The sequence below is a fragment of the Corynebacterium yonathiae genome (genome assembly GCF_027570195.1).
GTDB classification, from domain to species: domain Bacteria; phylum Actinomycetota; class Actinomycetes; order Mycobacteriales; family Mycobacteriaceae; genus Corynebacterium; species Corynebacterium yonathiae.
In genome coordinates this window covers 43328-67994 of record NZ_JAKMUZ010000005.1, presented here as the reverse complement: position 1 = coordinate 67994, position 24667 = coordinate 43328, and the positions used below count along the sequence as shown (strand labels likewise).

At 59.0% G+C, this 24667-nt stretch carries 20 protein-coding genes; 19 read left to right on the top strand and 1 reads right to left on the bottom strand.

All coding sequences use genetic code 11. The features are described 5' to 3' along the window. Positions 1–115 precede the first annotated feature (115 nt). From rsmH to L8V22_RS03605, 18 genes are all read left to right on the top strand, one after another. Positions 116–1156, top strand: a complete 1041-nt coding sequence (gene rsmH, locus L8V22_RS03690) for a 16S rRNA (cytosine(1402)-N(4))-methyltransferase RsmH (RefSeq protein WP_238799408.1) — start codon at positions 116–118, stop codon at positions 1154–1156. Continuing rightward, positions 1153–1956 carry a cell division protein FtsL gene (gene ftsL, locus L8V22_RS03685; protein ID WP_238799409.1) on the top strand — a complete coding sequence of 268 codons (804 nt, stop codon included), beginning with the start codon at positions 1153–1155 and terminating at the stop codon, positions 1954–1956. The genes rsmH and ftsL overlap by 4 nt, the downstream gene beginning before the upstream one ends. A gap of 195 nt (positions 1957–2151) precedes the next feature. Continuing rightward, entirely contained in the window at positions 2152–4023 is a 1872-nt protein-coding gene (locus tag L8V22_RS03680; protein WP_420839947.1) for a peptidoglycan D,D-transpeptidase FtsI family protein, read from the top strand. A 9-nt stretch (positions 4024–4032) separates the two neighbouring features. Next, on the top strand, positions 4033–5568 hold the full coding sequence (locus L8V22_RS03675) for a UDP-N-acetylmuramoyl-L-alanyl-D-glutamate--2,6-diaminopimelate ligase (RefSeq protein ID WP_238799410.1): 1536 nt from the start codon (positions 4033–4035) through the stop codon (positions 5566–5568). A gap of 2 nt (positions 5569–5570) precedes the next feature. After that, a complete protein-coding gene (locus L8V22_RS03670; RefSeq protein ID WP_238799411.1) occupies positions 5571–7100 on the top strand; it encodes a UDP-N-acetylmuramoyl-tripeptide--D-alanyl-D-alanine ligase in 1530 nt (509 codons plus the stop codon). 30 nt (positions 7101–7130) lie between these two features. After that, a complete protein-coding gene (gene mraY / locus L8V22_RS03665) occupies positions 7131–8237 on the top strand; it encodes a phospho-N-acetylmuramoyl-pentapeptide-transferase (protein WP_238799412.1) in 1107 nt (368 codons plus the stop codon). Positions 8238–8278: 41 nt separating this feature from the next. After that, positions 8279–9685: a UDP-N-acetylmuramoyl-L-alanine--D-glutamate ligase gene (gene murD, locus L8V22_RS03660; protein WP_238799413.1), complete on the top strand. Its 1407-nt coding sequence runs from the start codon at positions 8279–8281 to the stop codon at positions 9683–9685. A 15-nt stretch (positions 9686–9700) separates the two neighbouring features. Continuing rightward, a complete protein-coding gene (locus L8V22_RS03655; protein ID WP_269966398.1) occupies positions 9701–11101 on the top strand; it encodes an FtsW/RodA/SpoVE family cell cycle protein in 1401 nt (466 codons plus the stop codon). A gap of 23 nt (positions 11102–11124) precedes the next feature. After that, a complete protein-coding gene (gene murG / locus L8V22_RS03650) occupies positions 11125–12225 on the top strand; it encodes an undecaprenyldiphospho-muramoylpentapeptide beta-N-acetylglucosaminyltransferase (RefSeq protein WP_238799415.1) in 1101 nt (366 codons plus the stop codon). Beyond that, a complete protein-coding gene (murC, locus tag L8V22_RS03645) occupies positions 12226–13689 on the top strand; it encodes a UDP-N-acetylmuramate--L-alanine ligase (protein WP_238799416.1) in 1464 nt (487 codons plus the stop codon). It abuts the gene before it with no gap. Continuing rightward, positions 13689–14360, top strand: coding sequence for a cell division protein FtsQ/DivIB (locus L8V22_RS03640; RefSeq protein ID WP_238799417.1), 672 nt, complete (start codon positions 13689–13691; stop codon positions 14358–14360). The genes murC and L8V22_RS03640 overlap by 1 nt, the downstream gene beginning before the upstream one ends. Positions 14361–14671: 311 nt before the next feature. Beyond that, complete coding sequence (ftsZ, locus tag L8V22_RS03635) at positions 14672–15991, top strand: cell division protein FtsZ (protein ID WP_238799418.1); 1320 nt, start codon at positions 14672–14674, stop codon at positions 15989–15991. Between the two features lie 24 nt (positions 15992–16015). Beyond that, complete coding sequence (gene pgeF, locus L8V22_RS03630; protein WP_238799419.1) at positions 16016–16747, top strand: peptidoglycan editing factor PgeF; 732 nt, start codon at positions 16016–16018, stop codon at positions 16745–16747. After that, positions 16747–17445, top strand: a complete 699-nt coding sequence (locus L8V22_RS03625; RefSeq protein WP_238799420.1) for a YggS family pyridoxal phosphate-dependent enzyme — start codon at positions 16747–16749, stop codon at positions 17443–17445. Before pgeF ends, L8V22_RS03625 begins: the two co-directional genes overlap by 1 nt. 105 nt (positions 17446–17550) lie before the next feature. Further along, positions 17551–18003 carry a cell division protein SepF gene (locus L8V22_RS03620; protein WP_238799421.1) on the top strand — a complete coding sequence of 151 codons (453 nt, stop codon included), beginning with the start codon at positions 17551–17553 and terminating at the stop codon, positions 18001–18003. A gap of 76 nt (positions 18004–18079) precedes the next feature. After that, positions 18080–18373, top strand: a complete 294-nt coding sequence (locus tag L8V22_RS03615) for a YggT family protein (RefSeq protein WP_238799422.1) — start codon at positions 18080–18082, stop codon at positions 18371–18373. A 204-nt stretch (positions 18374–18577) separates the two neighbouring features. Next, positions 18578–19747: a DivIVA domain-containing protein gene (locus tag L8V22_RS03610; protein WP_238799423.1), complete on the top strand. Its 1170-nt coding sequence runs from the start codon at positions 18578–18580 to the stop codon at positions 19745–19747. Between the two features lie 83 nt (positions 19748–19830). After that, positions 19831–20067, top strand: a complete 237-nt coding sequence (locus tag L8V22_RS03605; protein ID WP_238799424.1) for a zinc-binding dehydrogenase — start codon at positions 19831–19833, stop codon at positions 20065–20067. Positions 20068–20141: 74 nt separating this feature from the next. Here the strand turns inward: L8V22_RS03605 and L8V22_RS03600 are convergent, their stop codons facing one another. After that, positions 20142–21143 (bottom strand): HNH endonuclease signature motif containing protein, encoded by a 1002-nt coding sequence (locus L8V22_RS03600; RefSeq protein WP_238799425.1) that lies wholly within the window; start codon positions 21141–21143, stop codon positions 20142–20144. Between the two features lie 288 nt (positions 21144–21431). Between L8V22_RS03600 and ileS the strand changes: the two genes are divergently transcribed. Further along, positions 21432–24602 (top strand): isoleucine--tRNA ligase, encoded by a 3171-nt coding sequence (gene ileS / locus L8V22_RS03595; protein ID WP_269966397.1) that lies wholly within the window; start codon positions 21432–21434, stop codon positions 24600–24602. Positions 24603–24667: the final 65 nt, after the last annotated feature.

Here is a 24667-nt window from a genome sequence, read left to right as displayed (position 1 = left end):
ATTCTGGTGTACTTCCCCGATATCAGAAACCTGCCTCGGACAGGGCCCTATACGCACTCGCATGCTTTCCGCCACTGGGAGTCCGGGAATATGAGAAAGGGGGTTGCGGGGAGACATGGCTACTAAAGACCTAAACTATGACGTGGCGGGTAATCACGGCCACGTACCGGTCATGCGCGAGCGCATGGCTGATCTCTTGCGCCCTCGAGTAGAAGCGGCGGGGGATAAGGCAGTGCTTGTCGATGCCACGTTGGGCGCCGGCGGCCATACCCGCTACTTCTTAGAATCTTTCCCTAATGTCCGGGTTATTGGCGTTGATCGCGACAAGCAGGCGCTGAGCAATGCCACCGAACGTCTTGCTCCCTATGGGGATCGCTTTTTAGGGATCAATGCCCGCTTTGATGAGTTGGGCAGCGCCATCGGGGAAAGTGAGGGTGACATCTTCGATGTAGCTCGCAGCTCTGGTATTGCTGGCGCGCTTTTTGATCTTGGCGTTTCTTCCATGCAGCTCGATCAAGCAGATCGCGGTTTCGCTTATAAGACGGATGCGCCGCTAGATATGCGCATGGATCCCTCGCACGGAATTACCGCGGCGGATGTGCTCAATACCTACTCGCATGGCGACTTGGCTCGGATCCTCAAAAACTATGGTGATGAGCGTTTCGCAGGAAAAATTGCGTCGGCGGTACTAAAGGAGCGCGATAAGGAACCTTTCGCTAACTCCGCGCGGCTGGTTGAGCTGCTTTATGATGTCATTCCCGCTGCTACTCGCCGTACCGGTGGGCACCCCGCCAAGCGGACCTTTCAGGCGCTGCGCGTGGAGGTCAATCGCGAGTTGGAAGCCATTGAAAATGTCCTGCCGGTCATTAGCCAGGCACTTACGGTAGGTGGCCGAGCAGTATTTATGAGCTACCAATCCTTGGAAGACCGCATCGTAAAGGCAGCCTTCAAAGAAATGACTACCTCCAAGACGCCAGCCGGTCTGCCGATGGATCTTCCTGGTACCGCGCCTAAGTTCAAGATTGTCACGCGCGGGGCAGAAAAGGCTTCCGAAGAGGAAATCGCGGAAAACTCCCGTGCCGCGTCGGTGCGTGTTCGTGCCGTCGAAAGACTCGAGGGGATGCCAGAATTCTTACCGCCGGGAGGCAGGTCATGAGCACGATCCCACGCCGAAACAACCTAAAGACTGACAGCCGCGACAGAGAGGCCACTCGCACCATGGGCGCCAGCCGAGACTTCACCACCGGAATCGATAACGGAGCCCCGACTGCGCTACGCGAGCGTCCTAGTACCAAACGCGCCCCGAGTCGCACTCGGGTGCCGCACCGTAGCACCAAGCGTCTAGGCTCAAAGCAGGTCGTTAGCTTCCGTGGTCGTCAGCTACAGCCGCAGACGAAAAAGAACGGACTCTTTACCCGTCTGGCTGTTATTGTTTTTACGCTGCTCATTGCCGGCGTTGTCCTAGCAATGTGGCTGTCTGGCCTGTCTACCAAACAAACCTTTGCCATTCAGCAGCTCACCGTGCAGGATTCCCAACTGGATAACCAGATTGAGACTCTCAACCGCGATGCCGAGAACCTCAGCTCCTCTGCGGATATCGCACGCCGCGCGGATGAAATGGGCATGGCCATTCCCAAGCAGCCGGGAATTGCGGAAGTCGGCGCCGATGGAAAGATCGTCGACAAGCGCGAAGGCACCCCGGAGACGGAAAAGCTCATTGACGTCAATGGCGAGCCAATCCGTCCGGGCCAGGCATCGAGTGACCCGAAGGATACTGAGGGAATGTCGGACTCTTTGAATGCGGTGCCGCAAGGCCAGCAGCGCACCAGTCGCGGTGGCGACGCAGGGGACCGAAACTCGAGTCGTGAGGCGGACAATGCGGATGCGGGTGCCGCTCAGGACAATGCGCGCCCCAACCTTCCCGCGCGTGCGCCATATGCCAGCCGCGCCGAGTAGCTAAGGAAGAATATTCGGTGAAAATGCTGATGCTCGTGCGTGGTGGCGCGGGCATTCTCACTTTTGTAGGGCACAATCAATACACGCAAGAAAATGTGGCGGAAATAGGGAAGGTGACATTGGACTGTGACTACGCCAAGTAAGGCTAGGCGCCGCCCGCGCCGCTCTACCAGCTCCACGGTGCCGCAAAAGAAAATGATGCGCAAACGTCTGCGCATCATCGTATCCGTGGTGCTTGTAGCAATGGTTGTCCTCGCCGGCCGCTTGGCTTGGGTGCAGCTTGTTTGGGGCCCAGATCTTTCCGCCAAGGCAGTAACCCAGCGCGAACGTGTCTATATTGAGCCAGCCCGCAGGGGAGAGATTCTAGACCGCGATGGCCAGCGCTTGGCGTATACGATGAAGTCTCGCTCCTTGACTGTTTCTCCTACCCGCCTGCGCGATGAGCTGAAGGATAAGGCCGAAATCGAGGCCCAGAATGATGGCTCGACAGAGGGCATGGATGACAAGAAGCTTGACAGCTTTCTCACCAAGAAAATGGAAGATACCCTCAAAGACATGTCTGAGGGGATCCCTAAGATGATTGAGGATTCCGGAGCCTCCACCTCCAAGGTGGAAAAGGACGACATTTTAAATAAGTTGAAGGCCGATACCCAGTACGAGGTGCTGGTGCGCAACGTCGATCCGGATGTAGCCGTAGAGATTGCCAATAAGTATCACGGCGTGGCTGCAGACCGCCAAGACATCCGCCAATATCCCAACGGTGCTATTGGTGAAAACGTCGTAGGCAAGGTGTCAATGGACGGCCACGGCCAGTTCGGATTCGAAGCTGCCCGCGATACGGAACTGACCGGCATCGATGGTCAGTCCACTGAGGATGTTTCTGCTGATGGGCAGGTTATTCCGGGCACCCTGCGAGACGTTGTTGATACCGTTGACGGCCGTGATGTCACCCTTACTTTGGACTTAGACCTGCAGACCTACGTGCAGCAGAAGCTGGAAAAGGCGAAGACCAATTCCAAGGCCTCTGGCGCAGAAGCTGTGGTCCTCGATGCCGCAACCGGACAAGTCCTCGCCATGGCCAATACCGACACCGTGGATCCCAATAAAAATATTGAGGATCAGCTCGATGAGGGCAAAGACTTTGAAAACCGCAGCGTCTCCCACCCATATGAGCCAGGCTCAGTGGCCAAGGTAGTTACCGCGGCTGCTGCCTTGCAGGAGGGCGTAACCACCCCGGACGAGGTACACCAAGTTCCGGGGTCCATCGATATGGCCGGCGTGACGGTTAATGACGCCTGGGAACACGGCACCGAGCCATATACCACCACCGGTATTTTTGGTAAGTCCTCCAACGTGGGCACCTTGATGATTGCCGATAAGCTGGGCCAGGAAAAGTACGCGGACTACCTGCAGAAATTTGGTTTGGGCAACACCACCGGCGTGGAGCTGCCAAACGAGTCGGCCGGCAGCATCCCAGATTTGGAGCAATGGTCCGGCGGTACTTTTGCCAACCTGCCCATTGGTCAGGGCCAGTCCTGGACTACTTTGCAGATGGCGAGCGTCTATCAAGCCTTGGCCAATGGTGGCGAGCGCATCGAGCCGCGTATCGTTGACTCGGTGAAGGGACCAGATGGCAAGGAAGAAAAGCTAGAGGATCCGGAAAAGACACAGGTGGTAAGCCCGGAGACCGCTAAGACCACGGTGGATATGTTTCGTGCCGTCTTCCAAGATGATGATGCCGGCCTGCAAAATGGCACGGCTGCCAATGCGCAGATCAAGGGCTATCAGCTTTCCGGCAAGACCGGTACAGCTCAGAAGGTTGATCCGGATACCGGGGCGTATTCGAATTCCGCTTATTGGATTACCTTCGCTGGCATCGCCCCGGCTGATGATCCGCGCTTTGTCGTTGCCGTCATGTTGGATGAGCCGAAGTCCGGCGTGGAGGACAATGGGGGTGGCGGCCAATCGGCAGCCCCGATTTTCCGAGACATCGCCTCTTGGCTGCTGAACCGAGACAATATTCCGACTTCGAAACCAGCGCCGCGGTTGACCCTGCGGGCACAATAGGAGCTTAGTATGACCGTTTCTTTGGATACTCTCGCCCAGCTTTCTGGCGGGCGCATCATTGGTGATGCCTCCGTGGAAGTCTCCGCATGCGGGCTGGATTCTTCCCGGTTGCCGGAAGGCGCCCTCTTTGCGGCTTTGCCGGGCACGCGGGTACACGGAGCGCAATTCGCCCGTGATACCCAGGCCGCGGCCGTGCTTACCGACGCCGCCGGGCTCGACCTGCTTCTCGAGGCCAAGGAAACCCGTCCCATCCTGGTGGTAGAAGACACTCGGGCCGTGCTGGGCCCGATCTCCGCGGAGATTTATGGCCACCCCACCCGCGACCTGACGGTCATCGGTGTGACCGGCACTTCGGGCAAGACCACGACGAGCTACCTGCTCGAGGCCGGGCTATTGCATGCCGGACATTCCGTGGGCCTTATCGGAACCACCGGCACTCGTATTAACCGCACCCCGGTGCCTACCTCGCTGACGACTCCCGAGGCACCGACCCTGCAAGAGCTATTCGCACGCATGAAAAACGAGGGCGTTACCCACGTTGTCATGGAGGTGTCCTCGCATGCGCTGGAGTTGGGACGCGTGCGCGGAACTCGGTTTGCTGTAGGCGGGTTTACTAACTTAAGCCAGGACCATCTGGACTTTCACCCCACTATGGAGGACTACTTCCAGGCCAAGGCGAAGCTTTTTGCCGGGGAGCAGGCCGCCGAGCGTGCAGTTATCTGCATCGATGATGAGTGGGGCGAGCGCATGCGCGGCGTCGCCAAAAGCGCCGGTCATTCCGTGACCACGGTGGCCACTCAGGGGACTGCAGCCACGATTTCCGCACACCAAACCGCTACCGAAGCCACCGGCGCCCAAGAGGTAGCCTTGAACTACGACGGTGCCGATTTCACCTTCCGGCTGCCGCTGCCTGGCGAGTTCAATATCGCCAATGCTTGCTTAGCATTGGGCATGGCCGCAGCTATAGGAGAGGATCCGGCGGAGTTCCTCTCAGGTGTAGAAAAGGTCGCCGTTCCCGGCCGTATGGAGCGTATTGACCGGGGCCAAGACTTTGTGGCCGTGGTGGACTACGCCCATAAGCCAGCAGCCATCGCCGCGGTGCTCGACACCCTGCGCGGCCAGCTAGAGGGGACCAAGGGCCGGGTCGGCATCGTCGTCGGCGCCGGCGGTGACCGTGATAGCTCCAAACGTCCCATCATGGGCGCAGCCGCAGCCGGCCGCGCTGACCTCACAGTGGTTACCGATGACAATCCGCGCTCAGAAGATCCCGCCGCTATTCGCGCTGCGGTCATGGAGGGCGCTCGTAAAGCTGCTCCGCAGGGCGATATCCGCGAGGTAGGCTCTCGTGCCCGTGCCATCGATGAGGTCGTCGATTGGGCTGGGCCGGGGGATGCCGTCATCGTCGTCGGCAAAGGCCACGAAGTGGGGCAGCTTATTAACGGAAAGACCTTGCACTTTGATGACCGCGAGGAGATGGCCCGCGCCATCGAGGAAAAGCTGGCCGGAAACTTGCACCGCGATAGCCTTGGGGATGCGAAGGAGTAGACATGATTCCACTTTCTCTTGCCGATATAGCCGAGATCACCGGCGGCAGCCTTGATTGCGTGGCCGACCCGGACCAGCGCGTTACCGGGGTTATCGAGTTTGATTCCCGCAAGGTGACTAAGGGAGGGCTCTTCCTTGCCCTTCCCGGCGCCCGCGTGGATGGCCATGATTTTGCAGAAAAGGCTATCGAACAAGGCGCTGTAGCGGTGCTGGCTGCGCGGCCGGTGGGAGTTCCGGCGGTCGTCGTCAAGCCCCAGGGCCGCATTACTGGCGATGCTGCCAACGCGGATATCTATGCCCATGACGAGGATGGCTCTGCCGCCGCGGTGGTGCAGGCGCTATCCGATATCGCGCGGGAAGTTACCCGCCGCCTGACCGCCGAACAAGGCCTAGATATCGTCGGGGTGACGGGCTCAGCCGGAAAAACCTCCACCAAGGACCTGCTGGCCACAATTTTCCGCGCAGAGGGTGATACCGTCGCCCCTCCTGGCTCTTTCAATAATGAGGTGGGCCTGCCATACACAGCGCTGCGCTGCGATGAACACACCCGTTTCCTCGTTGCTGAAATGTCGGCCCGCGGCATCGGCCATATCCGCCACTTGACCACCATTACCGCTCCCACCGTCGGCATTGTACTCAACGTCGGCACCGCTCACCTGGGCGAGTTCGGCTCGCGCGAAAACATTGCCAAAGCCAAAGGCGAGCTGGTGGAGGCCCTGCCTTCGGCCGCCGAAGGCGGCGTCGCAGTACTCAATGCCGATGATCCCTTCGTCGCGGGCATGGCACCGCGCACCTCGGCCAGGGTGGTGTACTACTCGGCTACTACGCCTCCGGCTTCCGACGCCCAGTACTACGCCAGCGATATCCAGCTCGATGATGTAGCCCGCCCCTCATTTGTGCTGCATGCGCCGGGGACTGACCCGCTTCCGGTAAAACTGCAGGTTTTTGGCAAGCACCAAGTCTCTAACGCCCTAGCAGCAGCCGCGGCAGCCATTGAATCAGGGATGGCTCCGCAGGTGGTGGCCAATGCGCTTTCCGGCCATCAGAATGCCTCGGAACACCGCATGGACGTGCGCACCCGTCGCGATGGCGTTACCACCATCGATGACTCGTATAACGCCAACCCCGATTCCATGCACGCGGCGATTGCCGCGCTGGCCTATACCTCAGCCGCCCGTCCCGACGCGCGCGCCATCGCCGTACTCGGGGAAATGGGCGAGCTCGGCGGCGAAGCGGTAGCAGCTCACCGCGCATTGGGTGAGGTCCTTTCCAAGTACCACGTTGAGCACCTCGTGGCCGTGGGAGAGAACGAGAATATGAGGGCCATGGCCGAGGCCGCACAGGCGCGGGGTATAAATACTACTATCAGCCCGGATGTTGACGCCGCCGCGGCGGCGGTGGAAGACATCCTTAGGGCAGCGCCTGCCGGCATCGAAGATTGGGCAGGGCGCGAAGCCAAAGATGTAGTCCTCATCAAGTCGTCGAATGCCCAGCGCCTGTGGCGCGTGGCAGAACAGCTCAATCGCCGTTAGTCCTCAGTACAAGGAGAAAGACCTCTAGCAATGACTCAGATCATTATCGCGGGTATCCTCAGCTTCCTCGTCGCGATCTTTACCACTCCCATGTTGGTCCGCTACTTTTCTGGCGTGGGCAAGGGGCAGGAAATTCGCGAGGACGGGCCGCAGTTGCACCTGCGCAAGCGCGGCACCCCCACCATGGGCGGACTGGCGATTTTGCTCGCCATCACTGTGGCCTACCTCGTGGTGGGCATCTACGCCCGCCTGACCGGCAATGGTGGTTTTAGCCCCTCCGGTCTCTTGGTCTACTTCCTTACCATGGGCCTCGGTGGCCTGGGCTTTGCCGATGACTTCATTAAGCTTTTCAAAAAGCGCAACCTTGGCTTGAATAAGACTGCCAAGCTGGTCGGCCAGTTGGCCGTCGCGCTTATCTTTGGCATTTTGGCGCTACAGTTCCCAGATGCACATGGCTTGACCCCAGCTTCGACCAATCTTTCCTTCGTCCGCGATTTTGACACCTTTGATATCGCTGTGGGCAGCGCAGTCATTGGCACCATCGTCTTTTTGGTCTTTCTCTATCTGCTCATTGCTGCGTGGTCGAACGCGGTAAACCTCACCGACGGCCTCGACGGCCTGGCCGCCGGCACCACCGCGATGGTCATGGGCGCCTACGCACTCATTTCCTTCTGGCAGTTCCGCAACTCTTGCGCCGTGTCGCCTGCGGCGGGGTGCTATGAGGTCCGTGACCCTCTCGATCTCGCTGTGCTGGCTGCAGCTGGCTTGGGCGGGTGCTTGGGCTTTTTGTGGTGGAACGCCGCACCGGCGAAGATCTTTATGGGTGATACTGGCTCGCTCGCCCTGGGCGGCCTCGTGGCCGGCCTGTCCGTGACCACTCGCACGGAGCTGCTCATGATTATCATCGGCGCCATCTTTGTTATTGAGACGGTCTCCGTAGTTATCCAGATCATCGTCTTCCGCAGCACCGGCAAGCGCTTTTTCCGCATGGCGCCCATCCACCACCACTTTGAAAACGGTGGCTGGGCAGAAACCGCCGTGGTTACCCGCTTCTGGTTGCTTAGCGCCATGGCCGCTATTGCCGGCGTATGCATCTTTTACGGTGACTGGTTGTCCGCGGTCGGCTTTAGTTCTTAAGACTCACGCCTTCTAGCTTTATCGAGGAAAGAGGAAAATAGATGACCGAGTTGCCAGCCTCGTTGCGCGGGCGCGTGCTCGTGGCTGGGGCGGGAGTATCCGGGCGCGGTTGCGTCGCTATGCTCACCAGCCTCGGCGTGGATACGACCGTGGCAGATTCCAACCAAGCCGCTCTAGAGGCGTTAGCGGAGGACTACGGCGTAGCTACGCTTCCCGTTGACTCCGCCGCCCAGAGTGAGTTTGACCTCGTGGTTACCTCGCCCGGCTGGCGCCCTGACTCGCCTTTATTGCTTGCCTTTCAGAACGCTGGGGTAGAGGTGATCGGCGATGTGGAGCTGGCCTATCGCTTGGACCGATCCGGCGTCTTCGGTGCGCCGCGCACCTGGCTGGTGGTCACCGGAACCAATGGCAAGACCACCACGACTGGCATGCTGGCAAAAATCATGCAGGCCGATGCCGCGCGCACCGGCAAGCGCGCCCTGGCGGTAGGCAATATTGGCGTTTCGCTTTTCGACGCCCTCACGGCCACCCCTCGCGTTGACGTCCTTTGCGCCGAGCTTTCCTCTTTTCAGCTGCACTGGTCTAGCCAGTTGCGCCCGGATGTAGGCGTGCTGTTGAACTTGGCCGAGGATCATTTAGATTGGCACGGCTCGTTCGACGCCTATGCGCAGGACAAAGCCAAGGTCCTCGGCGGCCAGGCCGCCGTCGTGGGCAAAGACGATGCCGCAGCGGTGGGCTACGCCGCAGGCACCGCAGACCTGTACGGCTTTACCGCCGCCGAGCCCGCGCAGGGCGAAGTTGGCGTGAGTGCCGGCCGCCTCATCTCCCGACTCACCCAGGAGCGTGAGGACCTCGCCTCCGCTGAAGGCATCGAGCCTGCCGGGTTGGCTGGTGTCTTGGACGCTGCGGCCGCGGCGAGCGTCGCGCGTCTCGCGGGCGCGACCCCGCAGTCCATAGCACAGGGGCTGGCAGCGTACACCGTCGCCGGACACCGCGGCGCGGTAGTGCATGAGCATGCCGGCATTACCTTCATCGATAATTCCAAGGCCACCAACCCACACGCGGCGGATGCGGCACTCAAGGGACTCAACTCCGTCGTATGGGTTGCCGGTGGGCAATTGAAAGGCGCGGAGGTAGACGGGCTCGTCGCCAAGCACGCCGCCCAGATCAAAGCCGCGGTGGTCATGGGCGTGGATAGGGAAGAGATTGCCCACGCCCTAGCCGAGCATGCACCACATGCGCCTGTAGACGTCATTGAAAGTAGTGAGCCGTCCGCGGCCATGAACGCTGCGGTGCGGGCTGCACTGCAACACGCCGAAGCCGGGGATACCGTTCTTTTGGCGCCGGCTGCGGCATCGTTGGATATGTATACCGGCATGGCTCAACGCGGTGATTTCTTCGCCGCGGCCGCGCGGGAGCTTACCCCGCAAATAGAGCTAGAGAATTAAGGATCAGGAGAACACATGACGGCAACCTCCCAGCAGCGCCCGCGCTCCAAGAGCTTCGGCGATCGCGTTCGCGAGCTGCGCGAGCAAGCCTGCCAGCAGGCCGGCCTGGATTACCAGCTGTTGCGCTTTATTATCTTCTTTCTCGTGGGCATCGGCGTGCTCATGGTCTTTTCCTCCTCTATGGCTACCTCCTTGACCGAGGACGGCGGCGTATGGAACCAGGCATTGCGGCAGTGTGTGATGGTCTTTTTAGGCCTCGTTGCCTTCTGGTTCGGCCTTAAGGTCTCGCCGCATACCCTGCGCAAATGCGTGCCGTGGATTGTGGGTCTCTCCATTATTTTGCTCATCGCCGTGTTGATCCCTGGTGTAGGCACCGGCCGCGAAGAGGTAGGTTCGCAGTCCTGGATTTACCTTGGCCCATTCTCCCTGCAGCCTTCGGAGCTTGCGCGCGTCGCCGTAGGCATGTTCGGCGCAACCGTGTTGGCGGATAAAGAGCACAAATCCATGAAGATTACCGATCCCTTCATGATGTACTCCCTCATTGCCGGCGTGATGTTCTTGCTCATCGTTTGGCAGGGCGACTTGGGTATGGCTTTGTCCTTCGCTCTTGTGGTGGTCTTTACTCTCATTTTCGCGGGCGTCGACTGGCGAGTCCCGGCGACCATCGGCGTCGCAGCGGTGGGCGGCTTGGCATTTATCTTCCTCTCCGGCGGTTTCCGTTCCAACCGCTTCCACACTTATTTTGATGCCTTGGTGGGCAATATCTCCGATACCCAGGGCACGGGTTTCCAGTCCTATCAGGGCTTTCTCTCGCTCGCCGACGGCGGCTTCTGGGGCGTAGGCATCGGCCAATCCCGTGCCAAGTGGTTCTACCTGCCGGAGGCGAAGAATGACTTTATTTTCGCCATCGTGGGTGAGGAACTTGGCTGGTGGGGCGGCGCGCTCGTTATCGTGCTGTTTGCCGCCTTGGGTTATGTGGGCCTGCGCACCGCTATGCGCGCGCAGAACCAGTTTCAATCTCTGCTGGCCGCTACGCTTACCATCGGTGTGGTCACGCAAGCCTTCGTTAATATTGGCTACGTCGTTGGCCTGCTGCCGGTGACCGGTATTCAGCTGCCCATGATCTCCGCCGGCGGTACTGCGGCGATCATCACCATTGGTTCGATGGGCATCCTATGTAACGTGGCGCGGCACGAGCCGATGCAGATTTCCGCCATGCAGAACTTTGGGCGACCGCTCTTCGACCGCCTCCTTTTCATCGGTGAGCCGCAGCCGCTGCCCAAGCAGAAAAAGAAGCAGCAGGGCCGCCATGCTCGCCCGCAGCAGCCACGGTCCCGCGCGCGTGAAGAGCGTTTCGGCCGTTCCGTAACTGGAAGCGGCCGCCGCTATCCGCGCGCCGAGCGCCGCTATCGCTAGGGGGCGCTGGTAGCCTTTAGGCTATGAATTCCACGCCTATTTCCGTCGTCATCGCAGGTGGCGGCACCGCCGGACACATTGAACCAGCCCTCGCCGTGGGCGAAGCTTTGCGCGAGCGCCACGGCGCACGCCTCACTGCTCTCGGAACCGAAAAGGGCCTCGAGCGCGATATTATTCCCGCCCGCGGCGTGGACCTTAGGCTGATTACCCCAGTGCCGATTCCGCGCAAGGTCAACGCGCAGCTTTTCAAGCTGCCGTTTAACCTCTCCCGCGCGGTGGGGCAGGCTAAGCAGGTGCTCAAGGACGTTGAGGCGGATGTTGTCTTTGGTACCGGCGGTTACGTGGCTGGACCGGCCTATATTGCTGCGCGTTCCCTCGGGATTCCGTTCTACGTACTGGAGACAAATGCCCTAGCTGGAATCGCCAATAAGCTGGGCGTGAAGATGGGCGGCATCGGCCTGAACGCTCATCCGGACTCCGGCATGCCGGGTGAGGTCGTCGGCATTCCCGTGCGTCCGAGCTTGGCGGAGGACCCAGATGGCACCCTCGCTGCGGAGGCGCGGACTAAGTGGGACCTGGCCGAGCTTCCCACCATCCTTATTACCGGCGGTTCCCAAGGCGCGGCCAGCATTAACCGCGCGGTAGCTGGGGCGGTAGAGGATTTAACCCAAGACTTCCAGCTCCTGCACGCCTATGGCAAGAAGAATGACCCTCCCGCAGAACACACCAATTACGCCGCACTGCCATATATCGAGGACATGGGCTCTGCTCTGGCGGTAGCGGATCTCGTCGTGTGCCGCTCTGGTGCTATGACCGTTGCCGAGGTATCCGCCGCAGGCTTGCCAGCCGTTTACGTGCCGCTGCCCCACGGCAACGGTGAGCAAGCACTGAATTCCCGTGAAGTGGTTGAGGCGGGCGCCGCCATCCAGATTCCCGATGCGGAACTGACCTCGGAGCGCCTTATCTCTGAGGTGCGCAGCATTCTCGATAGCCCCCAGCGTCTCGAATCGATGACGCATGCCGCCGCCCATGCCAGCGCCGGGGACGTTGCCAATACCATTGCAGACCGCATTGCCGCCCGCGTATCCGAGGCGGAGAATTCTGCCATAAAGGAGGATAAGTAAATGACCGACCCCGCACTTTACGATCTTCGTCGTGTGCACCTCATCGGCATTGGCGGTTCCGGCATGTCGGGTCTGGCGCGAATCCTCGCGGCTCGCGGCGCGGTGGTTACCGGCTCCGATGTAAAAGACTCCACCCCAGTCGAGGTATTGCGCACCATGGGCGCCAAGGTTGCCATCGGCCATGCCGCAGATAACCTGCGCCTTGCAGGTGATCTGCCCACTGTGGTGGTTACTTCCTTCGCCGCTATTCCGCAGGACAATCCAGAGTTAGTAGCCGCGAAAGAAAACGATATTCCAGTCATTCGCCGCTCCGATCTGCTCGCCGCCTTGATGGAAGGCTACAAGCAGGTGCTGCTGGCCGGCACGCACGGCAAAACCTCCACTACGTCGATGACCGTGAGTGCCATGCAACACGCGGGTCTTGATCCTTCCTTTGCCATTGGCGGCCAGCTCAATCGCGCAGGTACCAATGCCCACAGTGGCACCGGTGAGGCCTTCGTTGCCGAGGCAGATGAATCCGATGCCTCCTTGCTGCGCTATAGCCCTGATATTGCGGTGCTGACCACCGTCGAGCCCGATCACCTCGATTTCTTCCACAGCGAAGAAGCCTATTTCCAAGTCTTTGATGACTTTGCTGACTTGGTCACCCCGGATACCGGCTACTTGGTTGTCTGCGCCGAGGATGAGCACGCCGCCCACGCTGGCGAGCGTGCGCTACAGCGCGGCATCAACGTCGTGGCTTATGGCTCGGCGGAGACGTCTTTTACCTCCACCGTGCCGCTAGCCGCAGAGCTGGTGAGTGAAAAGACCACCGCAGAGGGCATGGACACTACCGTCACAATTAATCTTCCTGGCGTTTCTGAGACTGTGCGCTATGAGCTGCAAATCCCAGGACACCATATGGTGCTAAATTCCATGGGCGCATTGATTGCGGGCGTGCTCTCGGGCGGAGCCCCGGCTGCCATCGCTGAGGGATTGACTGATTTTAGCGGTGTGCGCCGGCGCTTTGAGTACCGGGGGAGCGTCGATAAGCAGGGCAAGCCTGTGCGCGTCTTTGATGATTATGCCCACCATCCCACTGAGGTGGAGGCAGTGCTGCGCGCTGCCCGCGCCAAGGTTGAGGCAGAAGGCCACGGCGGGCGCGTTATTGCCTGTTTCCAGCCGCACCTGTACTCGCGCACCATGGAATTTGACGCCGAGTTTGCCCACGCACTCTCGCTTGCCGACGCCGCCGTTGTACTCGACATCTACGGCGCGCGTGAACAACCCGTGGAGGGAATTACCTCCCGCATCATTACCGATAAGATGCCCAGCGATATGCAGGTCATTTTCGAGCCGGACTTTTCCGCCGCTGCTGGCGACGTCGTATCTCTGGTAGAGCCTAGTGACGTTGTACTGACCATCGGTGCTGGCTCGGTAACCATGGTGGCCGCAGAAATCCTCGACGAACTGCGAGCGAGCTAGTGCGCGTATCCTCAAAGTTTATCGCCGGAGTCATCGCAGCGGTTGTCGCTGTAGCCGTAATCATTACCGCAGTGGTGTGGACAGTGCCAATCCTGAAGGTGCGCAATTTCCAGGTTGAGGGTCTCCACCAGCTCGATCCTGCGCAGGTAGAAGAAGCCTCCGGGGTCCCCGAGGGCGAAAACCTGTTGCGTGTCAACACCCGCGAGGCAGCCGCCGGCGTTGCTGGGCTGGACTGGGTCGATTCGGTAACCGTCTCACGCGATTTTCCTTCGACCTTGACCTTCAACGTATCCGAGCACAAGGCTGTCGCCTTTGTAAAGCGTGATAATAAGCCGTTCCTGATCGACGATAAGGGCGAAGAATTTACCTCTGCGGAGCCACCCGCCGGTGCGGTTGAGGTCACAGGTTCTGTTGATAGCGGCTCCCCCCAAACTCAAGACGCCGTGCGCGCTATTGCAGTGCTATCTGAAGACGTACGCAATCAGGTAGCGAAGCTGGAAGTCGCCGACGAATACTCACTGACTTTCACCACTAAAGACGGCCGCCGCGTTTTCTGGGGAGCAGGCGATTCTAATAACGAGGACAAAGCACATGCTTTTGAAACCGTGTTGAAGATGGAAGGCCGCGAATGGAATATTTCCAACCCTGAGTTGGTTACTACCCGCGGATAGGGCGACGGGTGCCCCCGCGCGTGTTTTTATCCCGACTTTGGGCCCGGCAGCTAGGCTTATGCGCGTGCGCTGCACGGGCCCATTTTTCTGCTTGCAACATGGGGCAGATGGTACGGGTGTGACTAGTAAAACCGCAGGTGAGAAACCCTAAAGTGGAACTTGAGGGTCTCGACACGCGCAAAATGTGCGTGAAAATTACACGGCTGTCGTTAAAGATGGAGGGGAACGCGATTCGCCTTCGGCGGGCCGCTTTACATTCCTCGTTTAATGCACGTGCAGACTTAAAGTAGCGAAAGGTGAGACCAACTCACATGATCTCTTCCAATAACAACCTCGCGGATATCAAGGTCGTCGGCGTCGGTGGTGGCGGCGTCAACGCCGTTAACCGCATGATCGAAGAAGGCCTCAAGGGCGTTCAGTTCGTCGCCATCAACACTGACTCTCAGGCCCTCATCTTCTCCGATGCCGATACCAAGCTCGACATCGGCCGCGAGGCCACCCGCGGTCTTGGCGCCGGCGCTAACCCAGAGGTGGGCAAGACCTCCGCAGAAGACCACAAGTCCGAGATTGAAGATGCCCTCCAAGGCTCCGATATGGTCTTCGTGACTGCCGGCGAGGGTGGTGGCACCGGCACCGGCGCCGCCCCAGTCGTGGCATCCATCGCGAAGAAGATGGGCGCTTTGACTGTCGGCGTTGTCACCCGCCCCTTCAAGTTCGAAGGCGCTCGCCGTACCCGCCAGGCCATGGCTGGTATCGAGGAACTGCGTGAGGTCTGCGATACCCTCATCGTCATCCCGAATGACCGACTGATGCAGCTCGGTGGGGAAGAGCTCTCCATAGTTGAGGCCTTCCGCGCCGCCGACGAGGTGCTGCACAATGGTGTCCAAGGTATTACCAACTTGATCACTATCCCGGGCATGATCAACGTTGACTTCGCAGACGTCCGCTCCGTCATGTCTGATGCCGGTTCTGCGCTGATGGGAATTGGTTTCGCGCGCGGAGATAACCGTGCCATGACCGCTGCCGAGCAGGCAATCAATTCGCCGCTGCTGGAATCTACGATGGAAGGTGCCAAAGGCGTGTTGCTGTCTATTGCCGGCGGCTCCGACTTGGGGCTGCACGAGGTCAATGCTGCGGCCTCCATGGTCGAAGAGCGTGCCGATGAGGACGTTAACCTCATTTTCGGTACCATCATCGATGACACCATGGGTGATGAGATTCGCATCACCATTATTGCCACTGGCTTTGACGCTGAAGCAAATATGGCCCAAGCCGCTGCAGAGGAACAGCCGCAGGGCCAGCAGCGCAAGCCGGGCTCGCTCTTCGATAATCGCGAGCGCGCAGCCGCAGAGCCAGTCACCCCGGCTCCCGCGCAGCCTTCTGCTGCCCAGCCGGTTCAGGATGACTACTCCCCACGCCATTCCTATGAGCCGCGCGCTGGCCAGGAGCGGGAGCGTTTTACCACAGAGCGCCCGGCTGAGGAGCGTCGACCAGAATCCAGCGGACTATTTACCAACTCCGATCGTTTTTCCCGCGACGAGCGCCGCGATGACTACCGCTTGTCCCGTCCGTCCCAGCGCCGCGATGATGACGGCGATGATGATCTGGATGTGCCTTCCTTCATGCGCTAAACGCAAAGCGCTACGCTGGTGTGCATGCCAGTAAACGAGGAACATCGCACCAAACGCCCCGTCCGCATGGTTTTTACCAGCCGTGCCGGCGGGGCGTCTGATATTCCATATGATTCTTTTAACTTGGGACACCACGTCGGCGATGACCCCGCCTCGGTAGCCGCTAACCGTGCTCGCCTCAAGCGCGTGACCGGGCTGGAAGATATTGTGTGGATGGAGCAATTGCACACCAATACAGTCACGGTTATTGATGGTCCGCAGGATGAACCCGTGCCGGCCACTGACGCATTGGTTACCACTCAGCGCCGCCTTGGCTTGGCCGTTCTGGTTGCGGATTGCACGCCAGTGCTGCTTGTCGACGTCGCTGCTGGCGTCATCGCCGCAGTCCACGCCGGCCGCTTAGGTGCCCGCAATGGCATCGTTGTCAATACCGTGCGGGAAATGCAGAAGCTGGGCGCGCAGTCCGAACGCATTCAGGCGGTCATGGGGCCGGCAGCCTCCGGAAAGAATTATGAGGTGCCAGAAGAGATGGCCAACGACGTAGAATTCCGGCTGCCGGGCTCTAAGACTCGAACATCGAGGGGCACGTGGGGCATCGACGTTCGCGCAGGACTCATTCGCCAGCTGATGGGCCTGGGCATTACGGCGATTGAATCCGACCCACGCTGCACCATTCAGGATGAAGAATTCTTTTCCTACCGCCGCGAAGGCACCACCGGCCGTCAGGCTGGACTAATTTGGTTGGAGGCACAGTAATGAGCGAAAGAAAAGTACAGCTACAAGAAAACCTAGCGGCTACCCGCGCCCAGATTGAGCAACTAGCAGCGGAGTCGGGATGCAAGCCTCCGCAATTGCTCCCAGTGACGAAGTTTCACCCAGCCGCGGATATCGCTCTATTGGCGGAATTAGGGGTTACAGACGTTGCCGAGAACCGGGAGCAAGAGGCCCGCGCCAAGGCCGCCGAGCTGCCGCAACTACGCTTCCACATGATCGGTCAGATCCAGACCAAGAAGGCCAATCATGTAGCCCGATGGGCGGCCAGTGTTCATTCGCTCGATTCCCTAAAACTCGCCCATGCATTGGAGCGAGGCGTTGCCTTAGCCAAGGATCGGGGAGAGCGCGAAACTAATTTGCCGGTCTTTATCCAAGTTTCCGCTGACGGCGATGGCGCTCGCGGCGGTGTTCCAGCCGAAGCGCTCGATGAGCTCGTGGAGGCGGTAGAGGATTCGCAGCAGCTGGATCTTGCCGGCCTCATGGTAGTTCCGCCGCTTGATGCCGATGCAGCTGAAGTATTCCAGAGTGTTCGTCAGACGGTAGATCGCCTATCGGACGAGTTGGGGCGAGCGCTGAAATTGTCTGCTGGAATGAGTGCGGATATGGCAGAAGCAATTGCTGCGGGCAGCGATATCGTGCGTGTCGGAACCAGTATCATGGGACCGCGACCAGTAGGTTAAAAAATATTGCAAAAGCGCATTTCACAGCGTAAATCACATGAGTCACACTAGACACATTTTACGCGTTTGGACTTGTACAAATTTAGGTCAGAGGGAGACCCAAAAATGTCATTCATTGATAAGACGAAGGATTTCTTCGGGCTGGGCCCGATGGATATCGAAGAGGACGATGCTTACTACAACGAAGAGCCTCGTTACTCCGAAAACAGCTCCTCGGCCTATGCTCGCCGCCGCACCCCGCAGTCCTTTGAGCCAGCTCCGGCACAAGAGGAGTTCGTTCCGACCATCGTGGCCATCTCACTGACGTCTTTTAATGATGCTGCCAAGGTGGGCGAGCCCTTCCGTGACGGCGACGCTGTGGTCTTCGAGCTTACCGACGCCGAAAAGGCCACAGCTAAGCGCTTCATCGACTTCGCCGCGGGCCTTTGCTTCGGCCTTGAAGGTCGCATGCTCAACCTCACCAAGGGGCTAGACACCGAGCGTAAGGTCTTTTCCATCGTGCCGAAGTCAGCGGACATCGCTAAGCACGAGCTCGAGCGCGCCGCAGGCTTGCGCTAAAGCAGCTGGTATTTCTTGACCCCCGTGGGGTGCCGATTGGGTACCTGCGGGGGTTTATTCGATAGGCTCAACAATTGTGACACAACTCGGAATTATTCTTATCCTGCTCGTGCGGATTTATACGTGGGTGCTCATCGCCCGCATCGTGATCGAGATGATCCAGTCCTTCTCGCGGCAATTCAATCCGCCCCGCTGGTTTATGGTCGTAGCGGAGCCCTTGTTCGTAATTACGGATCCGCCGGTCAAGGCGTTGCGGCGCTTGATCCCGCCGCTGCAGATGGGTGGCGTAGCCCTCGACGTTTCGGTCCTCGTACTATTCGTCTTGCTCTCGATACTCACGATGATCCTGCGGATGGTGTTTCTGACTTAGCACCCCCGTCGCCATGAAACCTGTGGTAAACGTTGAGACTCGACGGGGCGTCGATTATTGTGGGCGTTTGGTTACGATAAATCGCGATAACCCGTATTATGAACCACATGTACCTTTGTGGGGAAGGTTTAGTTAGACCTGAACCGCAGCTCCTAAGGCCCTGGAACCTCCGGGGTTGTACCAACCTGAAGGGGAAGAGAAGACATGCCACTGTCACCAGCTGATGTACACAACGTCGCGTTCAGCAAGCCGCCGATTGGCAAGCGCGGCTACAACGAAGACGAGGTGGATCAGTTCCTCGATCTCGTAGAGGATGCCCTTGCCCAGCTGCAGGACGAGAACGAGGACCTGCAGGCACAGGTTAGTGACCTGAATTCTCAGGTTAAGTCGGGTGCGGGGGCCGCCGCTGGTACCGCGACCGCAGCTTCCGCCCGCACTGACGAGGCTGCACTGCGTAAGGAAATCGAATCCAAGCTGCGTGCTGAGTACGAAACCAAGCTGGCAGACTCCAAGTCTGAGCTTTCCCGCGCTAAGGAAGAAACCAAGAAGGCTCAGGAGCAGGTTAAGGCAGCCCAGGCTGAGGTTTCCAAGGCTCAGGAGAGCGGTTCTGCTGCTTCCTCCTCGGCAGACTTGAAGGCGGCCCGCGACGAGGCCGCTCAGGCAAAGAAGGATGCCGAGGCGGCACGCGCAGAAGCAGCACAGGCAAAGAAGGACCTCGAGGCTTCCAAGAAGGAAAACGACGAGCTGAAGAAGTCCGCTTCCGCAGCTGGTTCCTCCAAGGCCGGCGTTGCGGCCGCAGGTATTGCGGGCGCTGGCGCGGCTCAGACCGCCGATGGCCTGGCTACTCCGGAAACCCACATGCAGGCCGCCCGCGTTCTGGGTCTGGCGCAGGAGATGGCAGATCGCCTGACCTCCGAGGCCCGTGCGGAGTCCGAGTCCATGCTGTCCGAGGCACGCACTGCCGCAGAAAAGCAGCTGACCGACGCAGACTCTCGTTCCAAGGCTCAGCTTGCCGACGCCCAGAAGAAGTACGATGCCCAGCTGCAGGACGCAGATTCCCGCTCCAAGAAGCTGGTGTCTGACGCCGAGGCTAAGGCAAAGCAGACCGAGTCTGATGCTTCCTCCCGTGCCGAAGCCCAGATCCGTCAGGCAGAAGAGAAGGCTGCTTCCCTGCAGGCCGATGCTGAGCGCAAGCACACCGAGGTTATGAACACGGTCAAGCAGCAGCAGACCGCACTGGAGGCTCGCATTTCCGAGCTGCGTACCTTTGAGCGTGAGTACCGCACTCGTCTGAAGACTCTGCTCGAGTCTCAGCTGGAAGAGCTGGCTACCCGCGGCACCGCCGCGCCGAACGGTGAGGCTGGCAATAACTAAGCCACCCCGTTCCTCTTAGCGCCCCCGCCACTGCGGTGGGGGCGCTATTGTTGTTTTTGACCGTTGTGCCTTAACCCGCCCTAATGAGAGGAACCGCTGTGCTCGTTGCCGCTTTAGTTCTCGCCCTCGTGGCATTCGTGGCCTTGGTGAATTTTGTGATTTCGGGGGCAGATTGGTCGCTTTATATCGTATTCGCTGCCGCTGGCCTTGGGCTGGTCTGCTTCATCTTGGACTGGGTGCATAAGCACCGTGCCGATAAATCCGAGGCAGCAGTACGCCCTGATCAAGAGGCCTTGCGCGAAGTTTTCCGCGAGGGTTAATGTGCCGCGCCCACAAGTCTTGGTTTGAGGCATGCGAATGAGGCGCACGAGGCGCCTTTATCGCAATCTTTTCCTTAACAATCAGGTGGCTGCCACCGAATCTCGCCATTCGTTCGGGCAAGCCGTCCGCGCAGCGGTGGGGCATTGGGATCGTCATCGTTAGCGCCATTGTGGTAGGCGCAGGCTGTGGATAAGTTCGCGATATTGGTCAATCCACCGTGTGACCACGGGTCCAAATGGTGAATTTGGCATTGGTCGGCAGGCTTGGCACACCGAGGCCATGGGCACACGGGATTTTCCGCGCCCGCCATCAACCGCTGCTTGGCATTGGCGAAGCGCTCGGTGCGATACAGATTTACCGCGCCTTCAAAAGGACTTACCAGGGTAATGAGGCCATGCTCCTTGAGCGTGCGACGCAAGTACTGCGCACCCGTAAGCGTCGCCCCGTTTGTCATCTGTAAGGTGATTTCCTCACCGTCACCGTTGACGATGCGTACGTAGTCTTCCAAGCGCACGATGACATTTGTTATCACTGTACTTCGTTGCGCGCTATCGCCCCCGAAGAAGGTATCTTTCACCACATCTAGCGGCTTTTTATTCTGGTTTTCTACCGCTGCGTGCAAGTCCGCAATAAATGAGGACGAGCCGTCGATCGCAAGCGTCCATGGAGCATCTTTACGGCGGATAATGCGCACGCCCGGTTTCACCGAGCGCCTTTTCTTCGGGACTTTGGACTGAGCCAGCTTTTCTAGTGCGCCTGCTGTGGCTTTGGTGGTGCACAGCTGTTCGCGGAGAACCCAGGCGTCGAAAAGCGTGGGCATTTTTCGCGCATACTTTTCGATCATGGATAGTGCAACGATGGAATGTCCATTGTGCTGAGCACCTTCGATAGCGCGGCGGCGCTTCCCTGTGAACTTGGTCGTGCCGCAGTATGCCTCTTTCAATAGAGCCAATTCATGGGCAGTTCTTTCGGCGGCACCCCGCGCGCAGAGATCCTCCTCGGACATGCCTGCGCACCCGAGGACGATGTCCATCCCGGGGGCCATGGCTGCGAGGTAAGTATCTAGCGCGTTCACAAATCACAATCTATTTCCCCGCGCAACCCCGCACAAGAGAAAATTTTTAGCCTGTGGATAACTTATTGTGCACGAAGATTCTGGGGCGCTATACTATGACCTACATGCAGTGATCCGGCCATCACCGGGGAGTAATTCAGAAGAACAGCCTCTGCGGCCCAGTAGAACTGAACGGGTGGGACCGTCAACTCCTTCACCGAAACGAAGCGGAGCCTTCGGGCTCAAGCAGGGTGGTACCGCGAGCCTTGAAGGCGCGTCCCTGCACCGTTTTACGAGTGAAGGATAGTTATGGCGAAAAAGATTTACCCCAAGGTCGATCTGACCGGCGGCTCAAGCCGCTTCCCGGATATGGAAGAGGAAGTCCAGAAGTACTGGAAGCAGGATGATACCTTCCAAGCTTCGCTAGAAAAGACTAAGGACTGCCCAGAGTACATCTTCTATGACGGTCCTCCATTTGCTAATGGCCTGCCGCACTATGGCCACCTGCTGACCGGTTATGTGAAGGATATCGTCCCGCGCTATCGCACGATGGCAGGCAATTACGTTCCTCGCGTCTTCGGTTGGGATACCCACGGCCTGCCCGCCGAGCTAGAGGCCGAAAAGCAGCTAGGCATCACCGAAAAGGCGCAGATCGAGGACATGGGCTTGGAAAAGTTCAATGAGTACTGCGCTAAGTCCGTATTGGAATACACCGATGAGTGGGAAGAATACGTCAACCGCCAGGCCCGCTGGGTGGATTTTGACAACGGCTACAAGACCATGGATATCAATTACATGGAATCGGTTATGTGGGCGTTCAAGGAACTATATGACAAGGGCCTTATCTATAAGGGCTTCCGCGTCTTGCCGTACTCCTGGGCGGAGCATACCTCCTTGTCTAATCAGGAGACCCGCTTGGATGATTCCTATAAGATGCGCCAGGACCCGACCTTGACGGTTACCTTCCCTGTGGAGGGCGCGCGCGAGGGCAGTGCGGCGGAAAAGACGCTGGCGGAGCACCCCGCGCTTGCCGACGCCGCTTTCCTCGCCTGGACCACCACCCCCTGGACCTTACCTTCAAATGAGGCGCTGGCGGTTCACCCCGAGGTTAGCTATGTGCTCTTTAGGGCCACCGAGGGTGACTTCGCTGGCCGTGCCTTCATCATGGCGGAAAATCTATTGGCTACCTTGGAAAAGGAACTGGGTGAGGCCGAGGTACTGGAGTCTTTCACCGGTGCGCAGCTCGAAGGCTTTACCTATGAGCCAATCTTTGGCTTCTTCCCAGACCTGCGCAATGCCTACCAGGTGTTGGTCGCTGATTATGTCACCACCGAAGACGGCACCGGTGTGGTTCACCAGGCGCCTGCGTTTGGTGAAGACGATATGAATACCACCAACCAGTACGATATCGAGCTGGTCATCCCGGTCAATGAGGACGGCAAATTCACCTCGCAGGTACCGCCGTATGAGGGTCAGCTGGTCTTTGATGCGAACAAGGACATCATCAAGGACTTGAAGGCCGCTGGGCGAGTGGTGCGCCATGTGACGATTGAGCACTCCTACCCGCACTCGTGGCGCTCGGGTGAGCCGCTTATCTACATGGCGCTGCCGGCTTGGTTCGTGAAGGTGACTGAGTTCCGCGATCGCATGGTGGAGCTTAATCACAATGAGATCGAGTGGTTGCCAGAGCACATTCGGGACGGCCAGTTTGGAAAGTGGCTCGAGGGCGCGCGTGACTGGAATATCTCCCGTACCCGCTACTGGGGTGCGCCTATCCCGGTGTGGATGTCCGATGATGACAACTACCCGCGCATGGATGTCTACGGATCACTGGATGAGTTGGAGCGCGATTTCGGCGTCCGCCCGCAGTCCCTGCACCGCCCGCATATCGATGAGTTGGTGCGCCCGAACCCCGATGATCCGACCGGTAAGTCCATGATGCGCCGCGTGCCGGACGTATTGGACTGCTGGTTCGAGTCAGGTTCGATGCCGTTCGCGCAGAAGCATTACCCATTCGAGAATAAGGAATGGTTTGAGACCCACTCGCCTTCTGACTTTATCGTTGAATACTCCGGACAGACGCGTGGCTGGTTCTACGTGATGCATGCGCTATCTACGGCGCTATTTGATCGCCCGGCGTATAAGAAGGTCGTTGCTCATGGCATCGTGCTGGGCAACGACGGTCTCAAGATGTCGAAGTCTAAGGGCAATTATCCCAACGTCAACGAGGTCTTTGACCGCGATGGTTCAGATGCCATGCGCTGGTTCCTGATGTCTTCGCCTATCCTGCGCGGAGGCAACCTCATTGTGACGGAGCAGGGAATTCGCGAGGGAGTGCGCCAGGCTATTCTGCCTATCTGGAATGCCTATACCTTCCTGCAGCTCTACGCGGAAAAGGAGGCCAAGTTCGACACCAGCTCCACGCATGTTCTGGACCGCTATATCTTGGCCAAGACCCACGATGTCGTGGCTAATGTAGACGCAGCGCTTGCCGATACCGATATCGCTACGGCAACCGAAGAGGTACGCCTGTTCGCAGACGTTTTGACCAATTGGTACGTGCGTCGCTCGCGCGAGCGTTTCTGGGAAGGCGAAGATGCCCACCCTGAGGCATTCAATACCTTGTACACCGTGTTGGAAACCGTGACTCGCGTGGTCGCGCCGCTTTTGCCGCACGTAGCAGAAGTTATCTACCGCGGGCTAACCGGCGAGCGTTCTGTGCACTTGGCGGATTTCCCGCAGGCCGCGGATTACCCAGCTGATGCAGATCTGGTCTCTGCGATGGACGCCACTCGCGCGGTGGCTTCGGCGGCATCGTCGGTGCGCAAGTCCAATAAGCTGCGCAACCGGTTGCCGCTGCCGAAGCTGACGGTGGCTCTTGAAGGGGCACAGCGTTTGGCGGACTTTGCCGATATCATTCGCGACGAGGTCAACGTAAAGGAAGTTGAGCTTACCGAGGACGTCGATTCGGTAGGCACCTTCCAGGTAGTTTGCAATGCCAAGGTCGCTGGTCCGCGCCTGGGTAAGGATGTGCAGCGCGCCATCAAGAACCTTAAGGCCGGCAACTATGAGCGCCGCGGCGACGAGGTCGTAGTTGACGGCGATATCGTGCTTGGCCCGGATGAGTACACCGAGCGCCTGCAGGCAGCGAACCCGAAGTCGACCGCGCGTATCGAAGGCCTCGACGGCCTTGTAGTACTCGACACCGAAGTGACTGAAGAGCTCGAGGCAGAAGGCTGGGCGGCAGACGTTATACGTGGTCTCCAGGATGCCCGTAAGGCTTCTGGGTTTGAAGTTTCGGATCGCATCGCGGCCGTACTTTCTGTACCGGAGGAGAAGAAGGCATGGGCTGAGCGTCACGCCGACCATATCGCCGGTGAAGTGCTCGCGACCGATTTCCAAGTGACCACCGAGGCGCTTGATGGTGAGGACGTGCACGAGGTGGTGAAGGGGGTTAGCGCTACCGTCGTGAAGCAGTAGCGCGCTAGCCTCCACCTAAAATTAATTGCCCAGCCGGTGTGGCTGGGCAATTTTTATGAGTGATA